This window comes from Shewanella sp. cp20, from assembly GCF_000832025.1.
Lineage (GTDB): Bacteria > Pseudomonadota > Gammaproteobacteria > Enterobacterales > Shewanellaceae > Shewanella.
This window is the reverse complement of sequence record NZ_JPII01000047.1, coordinates 97936-107841: the sequence shown is the minus strand read 5'-3', so window position 1 is coordinate 107841 and position 9906 is coordinate 97936. Positions and strand designations below refer to the sequence as shown.

General features: G+C 51.2%; 8 protein-coding genes and 1 pseudogene. 2 read left to right on the top strand and 7 right to left on the bottom strand.

The window, feature by feature from the left end; genetic code table 11:
- Nucleotides 1–810, top strand: an 810-nt coding sequence (locus DB48_RS15935; protein WP_152619182.1) for a GNAT family N-acetyltransferase, incomplete at its 5' end; no start/stop codon positions are given.
- A gap of 43 nt (nucleotides 811–853) precedes the next feature.
- Here the strand turns inward: DB48_RS15935 and DB48_RS15930 are convergent.
- The 4 genes from DB48_RS15930 to dmeF form a co-directional block, all read right to left on the bottom strand.
- Entirely contained in the window at nucleotides 854–1882 is a 1029-nt protein-coding gene (locus tag DB48_RS15930; RefSeq protein ID WP_041511199.1) for a GGDEF domain-containing protein, read from the bottom strand.
- Between the two features lie 116 nt (nucleotides 1883–1998).
- Complete coding sequence (locus DB48_RS15925) at nucleotides 1999–3663, bottom strand: phosphoethanolamine transferase (RefSeq protein WP_052813827.1); 1665 nt, start codon at nucleotides 3661–3663, stop codon at nucleotides 1999–2001.
- Nucleotides 3664–4125: 462 nt separating this feature from the next.
- Complete coding sequence (locus DB48_RS15920) at nucleotides 4126–4539, bottom strand: MarR family winged helix-turn-helix transcriptional regulator (protein ID WP_041511198.1); 414 nt, start codon at nucleotides 4537–4539, stop codon at nucleotides 4126–4128.
- A gap of 29 nt (nucleotides 4540–4568) precedes the next feature.
- Entirely contained in the window at nucleotides 4569–5717 is a 1149-nt protein-coding gene (gene dmeF / locus DB48_RS15915) for a CDF family Co(II)/Ni(II) efflux transporter DmeF (protein ID WP_052813826.1), read from the bottom strand.
- Between the two features lie 318 nt (nucleotides 5718–6035).
- Between dmeF and eco the strand changes: the two genes are divergently transcribed.
- Nucleotides 6036–6593: a serine protease inhibitor ecotin gene (eco, locus tag DB48_RS15910; RefSeq protein WP_041511197.1), complete on the top strand. Its 558-nt coding sequence runs from the start codon at nucleotides 6036–6038 to the stop codon at nucleotides 6591–6593.
- Nucleotides 6594–6709: 116 nt separating this feature from the next.
- Here eco and DB48_RS15905 read toward each other — a convergent pair whose 3' ends face one another.
- The 3 genes and pseudogenes from DB48_RS15905 to pgl form a co-directional block, all read right to left on the bottom strand.
- Nucleotides 6710–7351 carry a bifunctional 4-hydroxy-2-oxoglutarate aldolase/2-dehydro-3-deoxy-phosphogluconate aldolase gene (locus DB48_RS15905; protein WP_041511196.1) on the bottom strand — a complete coding sequence of 214 codons (642 nt, stop codon included), beginning with the start codon at nucleotides 7349–7351 and terminating at the stop codon, nucleotides 6710–6712.
- A gap of 21 nt (nucleotides 7352–7372) precedes the next feature.
- Nucleotides 7373–9199, bottom strand: coding sequence for a phosphogluconate dehydratase (edd, locus tag DB48_RS15900; protein WP_041511195.1), 1827 nt, complete (start codon nucleotides 9197–9199; stop codon nucleotides 7373–7375).
- A gap of 9 nt (nucleotides 9200–9208) precedes the next feature.
- Nucleotides 9209–9906: pseudogene (gene pgl, locus DB48_RS15895) on the bottom strand (6-phosphogluconolactonase).

Sequence of the window (9906 nt, the reverse complement as noted above, 5' to 3'; positions counted from 1 at the left end):
TTGCCGCCACTAAACATGACGCTGGCCCGCTACATGGTGATCCAGGCGCTGAAAACCCATAAGCTAAAGGACAGGCACCTGCCTCTGGGCTTAGACATGAACGCCCTGTGTGTCATGCTGACTCAGATCTCGCATCTCATCATAGATTGCCCAGAGATTGCGGGCTTAGATCTCAACCCAGTGCTGTGCGCAGGCGAGCAGATCACCCTATTGGATGTGAATATCCAACTTAACCCCAATGCCCAGGACACCCCAAATCGCCTGGCCATCTGCCCCTATCCTAAGGAGTTAGAGGAACAAGCGGTATTGAAGAATGGTCTTAAGATCATGCTCAGGCCCATACTGCCCGAGGATGAGCCCAAACACCTGGCCTTCGATAACTCTCTCTCCGACGAAGACAGGTATAAACGCTACTTTGGCGTGCGATCTAAGATGACCCACGAAGAGATGGCGGTACTCACCCAAATTGACTATGCCCGGGAGATGGCCTTCATCGCCACCACCGAGGGAGCCGACGGCGACGATATTACCCTAGGTGCGGTCAGGGCCTCCATCGATCCGGATAATACCGAGGCTGAGTTTGCCATGGCGGTACGCAGTGACCATCAGGGGATCGGTATAGGTAAGCTGCTGCTGGAAAAATTGATCGCCTACTACAAGGCCAATGACACTGAGCTGCTGACCGGCTTCACCATGTTTGAAAACCGCAACATGGCGAGCCTAGCCAAAAAACTGGGCTTTAGCGTAACCTTCGACATGGAGGAGCACCTGATCAAGATGGACATGCCCCTCAAGCCGAAACAAGACTAAGTAGTGTTTCCCGGGATTAGCTAACCGTAAGGTGTTAACAAAGCTAACCTTTTACGCAATTTCGGCCGGACGACTTGGCTCTGTATAATGCCTCGTCGGCGCGCACGATATACGACTCTCTGTCATCGTCCTGGCGCAGTGTCGACACGCCGATAGAGACAGTGATCGCCCCTAAGGAGAGCTTGTTGTCTTTGCCTATGCTCAGATGGCGTTCGGCAATCCGCGAACGCAGTTGTTCAGCCACCACCATGGCTCCCGAGTGGTCGGTATCAGGCAACAAGAGCACAAACTCCTCACCGCCATAGCGCGCCACAAAGTCGTCCCCCTTCACCCCCTGTTTTAATGCGAGGGCTATGTAGGCCAGTACCTTATCGCCCACCAAGTGACCATGGGTATCGTTGAACTGCTTAAAATTATCGATGTCGACCAGCAGCAGGCTGCTAAGGCGCTGCTCACGTCTAAATTGCTGGATGTGCGCCAGCACCTCCTCGTCGAAGGCGCGGCGATTACGTAGCGAGGTCAGCTGATCTGTCATCACTGCGATATTAAGATCTTCCATCTCGGCCTTTAAGGCGGCGACCTCCTGATTCATCGTCTTCAGATTCGCTTCCATCTCGCGGTTACTGGTAACCACCTGAGATACCTCTTCGGCCAGGGTATCGACCAGGCGCTCGAGCGTCTGGGGATCTGGGTCCTGGCTGATGTTCTGCTGGAAAGTGGTCAGGCTTAAGTTAAATTGCGCCGTGCCGGCGGTCACCTCGGATAGGCGAGTCATAAAGTTATTAATCAGGATCTGTGTCTCAATCTGTACATTCTCGATCACCTCAGGTGATTGCTCTCGAATAAAGCTGTTATAGAGACCGGCATTAACCTCGGCCGTAAAAGCGGCACGACTCGCTACCAGGCTGTCGATGGCACGTTTGAGATCTAAATTGACACCACGAAAATACTCATACCAAACGGCATAGTTATCTGGGGTCACAGGAATATTGAGTTCGGACATGCGCGGAACCGCATGACGAAGAATTTTAGCGGAAAGTTCGGTTTCAGTGATTTGTTTAGCCAAATTCATAGAGATTTTCGCCATTGATATTATTAGAGAAACACTAGCGCACATTAGGCGCCTTCATTTGCGTAACACTATGAATGAAGGCGCAATCTCTACAATAACGAAAATCTTAAGCCTTATCAGCTATTTTTGTTGTTTTTATGTTGCAAAGCCACTATTTTCGTCCGGCAAGTTGCAAACATATCCATCTCCTTGCTGTAGACCTCGGTCGACACGTTCATCAGGCCTAATAGACTTGAGAAGAGATTATCATGGGAAAAACCGCCCTTACCCGCAAGATCGCGCAGACACTGCTTATCCAGCCCGTTCTCGGCAGCAAAATCGGGCGAGATCCAGGCCAGCATAGGGATCTTGATCTGCTCATCTGGCGCAATAGCATAGGGCGCGCCATGAAGATACATGCCACTCTCTCCTAGCGACTCGCCGTGGTCCGATAGGTACAGCAAGGCGGTATCCGCATTGCCCTCTTGAGCTTCCAGGCGAGAGATCACCTGGGCAATGATATAGTCTGAATATAAGATGGTGTTATCGTAGGTATTCACCAGCTCTTCATCGCTACAATTTTGAATGTCGCTACGCTGACAATCGGGCACAAACTTGCGATGGGCCTCTGGGTAACGCAAATAATAGGTAGGGCCATGTGAACCTATGATATGCAGCACGATAAGCGTATCTTGAGCTATCCCTTGCGCAAGGCGTTTATCGAGTTCGTTAAGCAGCACCTGGTCGTAACAATAGTGACCGTCACAAAGCGCCGGATCGCTGTTGAGTTCGATATTGATGTGTTTAACGCGATCGCACACTCCCTTACAACCACTGTCATTATCCAGCCAATCCAGCGAAATACCGGCATGGTCCAACACATCTATTACGGTATCCTGAGCCTGCGCCCGACGCGCATCGTAATCTTCTCTGTCCATGCTTGAGAACATACAAGGCAGCGACACCGCGGTGGCCGTGCCACAGGACTCGGTATTTCTAAAGGGGATCATATCAAAGGCCTTGGTATGGGCGTTGGTCGGCTTATCATAGCCATAGTATTCATAGTTATGCGCCCTGGCCGTCTCGCCTACCACTACCACCACCAAATTAGGCTTGCCGTTCTCATCTATGGTGAAGTTCTTAGCGTCTTGGCCCTGGACCTTATACACCAAAGGCTCTTGGAAATAGTTCACCTTCACATACTTGATCATCGAACCTATGGCATAGGTGGGCACTATATAGCGCTTCATCTGATCGTTGTTGCGACCAAAGGACACGTAGTTTTGATAGTAAAAGAAGCCAATCACCGCGATACCGGCGAGCATTGCCGCCATGAAGGTAACTTTATGCAGAAGTTCTTTCACGAAAGGCTTGTAAACAATATCGGCCTTAAAGATCAGCAGCGCCGGCAGCAACCCGGTCAGGATAAAGTTCAATATCGACGACCAGTTGAGATAGGTTAACGCCTCGGCACTGTTGGTTTGCACGGTATTTTCGATCATGCCGTAATCGAACACCACGCCATACTGCAGCGCGGCGAAAAACACGCTAGAGGAGATCAGCGTAACGATAATAAAAAACGGCTTAAGCAGGTACTTAACCGTAAAAAGCGAAAAGATGAAACTTAACGCGAAGATAAGAAATAAGGGTATGGTGGCAATGAAGAGGTAGTTTACCTCGGCCTGGTTCGTTATGCCCTGCTGGACGATACCGAATAGCGGAATGTTAAACACACAAACATAAAATAAGGCGGTGATCAGCGTAAACTGGTTCGCCGATAGGGTTTTAACGCGTGGCAGCACTGAGTGTTCTCTCTGTAAATAAACGAAAAATCACGTTCAAAAGACTAACCTAGTCGCCCAATCGAAGGGCCTGCTAATCATTTGGTCACTGCACTCTTCATGTTTAGATTTCAGCACTAAATCGCTATTAGTTATGAATCATTAGTCATGGAGCATTAGTCATGAAACGAGTCATACTCGGAGCGGATGTTGAGTATCGAAATAGCAGTGTCGCAAAATGTTGCAGCCATGTTACCAGCCAATACTCTGCCACACAAACGTAATTGTTTTTACGGGCATACGCCAGGCAGGGCTACTTATGTTAACGACCATATGAGTTAACGACCATATGAGTTAACAACGATAGGCGAAGTTAACAGGCAAGGCTTTACGGTTATGAATGAACACCTGGAGTTTACACGCCCGAGGTGAAAAAAAAGTGATGTTGCGGGCGTGTAGAAACCTCAAGTTAAAAACCTAGCGTTAAAATTCGTTATTCATGCGCTGAAAGAAACTCAGCAAGAGCTCACGTTCACTATCGGAGAACTTAGCGGTTAACTGATCGGACAACCCATGGTGCAGTTGATCGTGTTCTCGATAGACAGCCTGACCCTGCTCGGTTAGCCCGACCAAGATAGAGCGTCTATCCTGCTGATGCGCCTTACGCGCCACTAAGCCCGCCTGCTCCATCTTGTCTATCTGCACCGTCAGAGTACCTGTGGTGATCCCCATCTTCTCCGCCAGCTCCTTCATGCGCAGGTCACCATTGGCGCCTAAAATCTCAACCGCATGGATCTGGGGCAAGGAGTGGCCGGCATCCTTAACTACGGCCATCTCCCAGGAAGAGAGCTTTTCATAAAATTCGACTATGGTGTGGCTCAATAGATCATTATTCATGGTTAACGCGCTATTCCTTTTAAAAAATCCTAAATCTCTGCTTTATCGGCACCTTGGTAGCCACTTTGGCAGGCACTTTGGCGACAGGTGATGAGTTCGACCGTCAAATGATCGATACGTTCAAATTTCGCGAGCTTCTGCTTGAAATAGTCCAGCTCTTTCGGCTCATGGCTAACGATCGAGACCATAGCCGCGTAATGATCGGCACTGACGCGCCATACATGAATATCACTCACCTGATGGTCCTGCTCGGCTTCGATCAACTCAACCATCTGTTTAACATACTGCTTCTCGATGCTGGCATCGAGCAATATGGGCCCCGTCTGTTTCATCAAGCCCCACGCCCAGCTGGTGATGATCACCGCGCCCACGACACCCATCAGAGGATCTAACCAGGTCAGCCCCAAATACTTACCAAACAGCAATGCGCCGATGGCGAGCAGAGAGGTCAAGGCATCTGCCATCACATGGAAATAGGCGGCGCGCAGGTTATGGTCATGATGGCCTTTGTCGCCATGGTCATGCTGGTGCGCATGGTGATCGTGTTCATGGCTATGCTCATGGTGCTCATGGCTATGGTGACTGTGCTCATGGCTATGGTGACTGTGCTCATGGCTATGGTGACTGTGCTCATGGCTATGGTGACTGTGCTCATGGCTATGACCATGATGATGACTGTGATGATCATGTCCATGCCCATGCCCATGATGGTGCCCGTGATGATCTTTTAGCAAGAAGACTGAGATAACATTGACCGTCAGACCGATCACAGCGACAAAAATCGCCTCGTTAAAATGGATTTGCTCGGGGTTAACCAGGCGGCTCACCGATTCGACCACCATCAGCAGGGCCACGAGACCGAGAGCAACGGCACTGGTAAAGCCCCCCAGCACGCTCACCTTGCCGGTACCAAAGGCAAAATCTGGGCTATCGGCATGCTTCTTTGCGTAGTGATAGGCAAACAGGGTGATTAAAAACGCCGCAGCATGGGTTCCCATGTGCCAGCCATCTGCCAGTAGGGCCATCGAGCCGTATACTGTACCGGCGACAATTTCGGCGATCATGGTAAACAGGGTTAGCAATAAAACATAACGCGTGTTGCGCTCGCCATCACTGTTTAAGTTGGCAAACTGATGACTGTGCTGCCAGGGAGCAAGATGATCCTTTACGTTGGACATGAATAATTCTCTATTAATTGTTATGGGTTGGTCTTTGTAGGCACGCGATACTTTGTAGATACTCGATACCTAGCGCCATATACTTTGACTATCAAACAATCGGCATATTAACTAGTTTGACATTCAAAGTAAACAGAGGTGAGTGACATCAGATAAAACGTGACGGACTCGTCACAGACAGCCATAAACCCGCCACAAACCACCTTAAAAATTAACTAAAAACAACTAATTAAAAAATATCACTTTGCTTTTAACCCTTTTCCACTATGCTAGCGTCTATACCTGGTATAACCGTTCACTTTAACGCTAGGAGCTTTCATGACATTTTCCCTAAACAGATACACACCGGCCCTATTACTCAGCCTGGGACTCTCCCTCTCGACGTTTTGTGCCCAGGCGACCAGCCCAGCTAAGCCTGAGTCTGTCACTATGCCCGTAGCAGTAAGCTACTCGGCGAGCGACTACCAGAGCGAAGAAGCAACTAAGATGTTTCCTGCGCCAAACGATGGCCTAGTACAACATATTCTCACCCTGCCAAAGCTTGCCAACGAAGAGGACTATCGACTGGAAATCGCCATCGGCCGCAACGAAGAGGTTGATTGCAACAAGCATGGTCTGTCTGGTGAGATTGAGCAACATACGGTACAAGGCTGGGGCTACAACTATTATCAGGTCGACGCCATCCACCAGGGACCAAGCACCATGATTGCCTGTTTCGACAAGGCCAAGCAGACCGCCTTTCTTACCCTGCCGGAAAAACTGACCTTAGCCTACGACAGTCGTCTACCTAAGGTGTTTTATCTCCCCGCCGGGGCTCAGCTAAGGTACCGCATCTGGCAGGCAAGCAGTGACTATCAATACAGCGAGGCCAAATAGCCATCTCTGCCTAACTCTCGATCACATGCGCTAAGGCTCTAATTCCTAGCCATTAGCCATAAAAAAACCTCTGCCTGGGCAGAGGTTTTTATTTATCATTTGCGACTAAATGACAATTACAAGCCGTTGATAGCCTCTTTACACAACTGGGTTATGCGCGCCCAGTCGCCCTGCTCCATCGCATCGGTTGGCGCGATCCAACTACCACCGATACAGTCGACATTCTTAAGCGCAAGATAGTCTTTATAACTACTTGGCGTAATACCGCCGGTTGGGCAGAAACGAATATCGGCAAGTGGGCCAGAAAAAGCCTTCAGTGCATTCACACCGCCAGAAGCTTCTGCTGGGAAGAACTTAAAGTTGGTGTAACCAAGCGCCATACCCGACATCACCTCGGAGATACTGGCAACCCCAGGGATTAACGGCACGCTACCTTTCATCGCCGCCTTTAACAGCTCTGGGGTGGCACCCGGGGTGATCACAAACTGAGCACCGGCATCGATCGCCTGCTGCAGTTGCTCCTCGTTCAATACGGTACCGGCACCGACCAGGGCTTCTGGTACTTCTTTGGCGATCTTAGTGATCGCTTCCAGCGCACAAGGGGTACGCAGCGTCACTTCGAGTACGCTGATCCCACCATCAACCAGGGCTCTGGCGAGGGGAACCGCATCCTCAATCTTATTAATCACCATGACGGGAACGATCGGGCTACGTTTAAAAATATCTTGGGGTTGGATTGACCAGTTATTCTCAGCCATTGCTAAAAGCTTCCTCAATGATTAATAATTTTCGTCTATGGTCGTGGTGCAGCGCGCACCCGTCTCAGGACTACTTAAATTTGAACGCAATGCCGCGAATAGTTCGCGGCCCATGCCGAAACTCGTACTGCGTAGATCGACCTGTTCCGCTTCACGGCTCGCCAACACGGCGTCATCGACCAACAGGCTTACTTCGCCGGTATTTGCATCGACGCGGATAAGATCACCATTTTCGACCTTGGCAATTAAGCCGCCATCCAACGCCTCGGGTGTCAGGTGAATCGCCGCCGGTACCTTACCTGAGGCGCCAGACATACGACCATCGGTCAGCAGCGCCACCTTAAAGCCCTTGTCCTGTAGCGAGCCCAAGATAGGCGTAAGCTTATGCAGCTCTGGCATGCCGATAGCCTTAGGACCCTGCCCCTTCACCACGACGACGCAGTCTTTGTCGAGCTCACCCGCCTTAAACAAGGCATCGAGCTTATTCTGATCGTCAATCACTACAGCGGGCGCTTCGACAAATCGATGGGACTCGGCAACGGCAGAGACCTTGATCACGGCGCGGCCCAGGTTACCCTTAAGCAGTTTCAAGCCTCCGTTAGCCTGGAAAGGCGATGCAACCGCAGTCAGCACCTCTTTATCCAAGGACTCACTTGGGCCTTCGACCCAAACCAATTCGTCATCGATGAGGCGAGGCTCCTGGGTGTAACGACGCAGACCGTAACCTGCAACCGTCATCACATCTTCATGAAGCAGTCCAGCATCCAGTAACTCTTTGATCAGGAAGGCCATGCCGCCTGCGGCGTGGAAATGGTTGATATCGGCGTGACCGTTGGGATAGACGCGCGCCAGCAGAGGCACGGCATCTGACAGCTCTGAGAAGTCATCCCAGTTCACGATAATGCCGGCAGCACGCGCCGCGGCAACGATATGCATGGTCAGGTTGGTCGAGCCACCAGTCGCCAGCAAGGCTACTATGCCATTCACCACAGATTTCTCGTTAACCACCTCGCCGATCGGCGTGTATTGAGTGCCCATCTCGGTGAGACGACACACCTGCTTGGCCGCCATCTTATTCAGGGCTTCGCGCAGCGGATCGTCCGGGTTAACGAAAGAGGAGCCTGGCAGTTGTAGACCCATCACTTCCAGCATCAGCTGGTTGCTGTTTGCCGTACCGTAGAAGGTACAGGTACCTGCACTGTGATAAGACTTAGATTCGGCTTCAAGCAGCGCATTGCGATCCACCTGTCCTTGGGCGAACTTTTGACGAACCCGCGCCTTTTCCTTATTCGGAATGCCTGACTTCATTGGGCCTGCCGGTACAAACAACATGGGCAGATGACCGAAGCTCAGTGCGCCTATCAAGAGGCCTGGTACTATCTTGTCACAGATCCCGAGCAGCAAGGCACCGTCAAACATGTTGTGAGAAAGCCCCACTGCTGTCGACATGGCGATCACTTCGCGGCTCAGCAGACTTAACTCCATTCCGGGTTGCCCTTGAGTCACACCATCACACATGGCTGGCACACCGGCCGCTACCTGGGCAACGCTGCCTACCTCGTGACAGGCCTCTTTTAAGAGCTGGGGATAGTGCTCGTAAGGCTGGTGCGCCGACAACATATCGTTAAATGCGGTAACGATACCTATGTTGGCCTTGTTGAAAGCCTTGATGGTATTTTTATCTGCCGGGCTACAGGCGGCAAAACCGTGGGCCAGGTTGCCACAACTTAGGCTGCTGCGGTGAACGCCGTTAGCTTTTGCTTCGCCCAGCGCCGCAAGATACTTTTCGCGAGTCGCTTTGCTTCTGGCAATGATCCTGTCGGTAACTGACTGTACTACTGAATGCATAATCGCTCCTTAAGCGCTCCAATAAACATCGACGGGTGTCTTATGCTGGGCCAGTACCGCACGTATCGGCATCGCCTTAGCATCGTCATTCTCGAGCGCCTGTCGGTAAACGGCTAGCTTCTGTTCACCGACTATGTGTAAATAGATTTGGCGTGACGCTAAGATCCCTGTCTTAGAGATAGTCATGCGTCCGTGTGGCGCCTCGCCCGGATTCACCGCCAGACAGAGTGCCTGGGTGCTCAATGCCTGCTCTATCTCTTTCGAGCAAGGGAACCAAGAACAGGTATGGCCATCGTTGCCCATGCCAAGCACCACCACATCGAAGGGTTTCGGGAAGTTGGCAAGCTGCTCTATGGCCATGTCGACCCGGCCTCTGGCGTGGTAAACATATTCTTCAGACCGCGAAACTTGGCGCCCGCGGCGCGGTTTTGCAGCAGATGCTGTCTCACCAGGCGCTCGTTAGAATCGCTATGCTCACTATCGACCCAGCGCTCATCGGCCAGGGTGATATAGACATCGTTCCACTCGATTGCCTTGTGGCTTAATAACTTAAATAGCGCTAGGGGTGTCGAGCCGCCAGACACCACCAGGCTCGCCTTACCGCGAGCATCGATGGCAGCCTGTAGCTGCTCGGCGATGCGATCGGCCAGTTGTGCCTCTAGGCTGGCTTTGCTATCAAAAGATTTGAATACGGATTCTTTAATCAT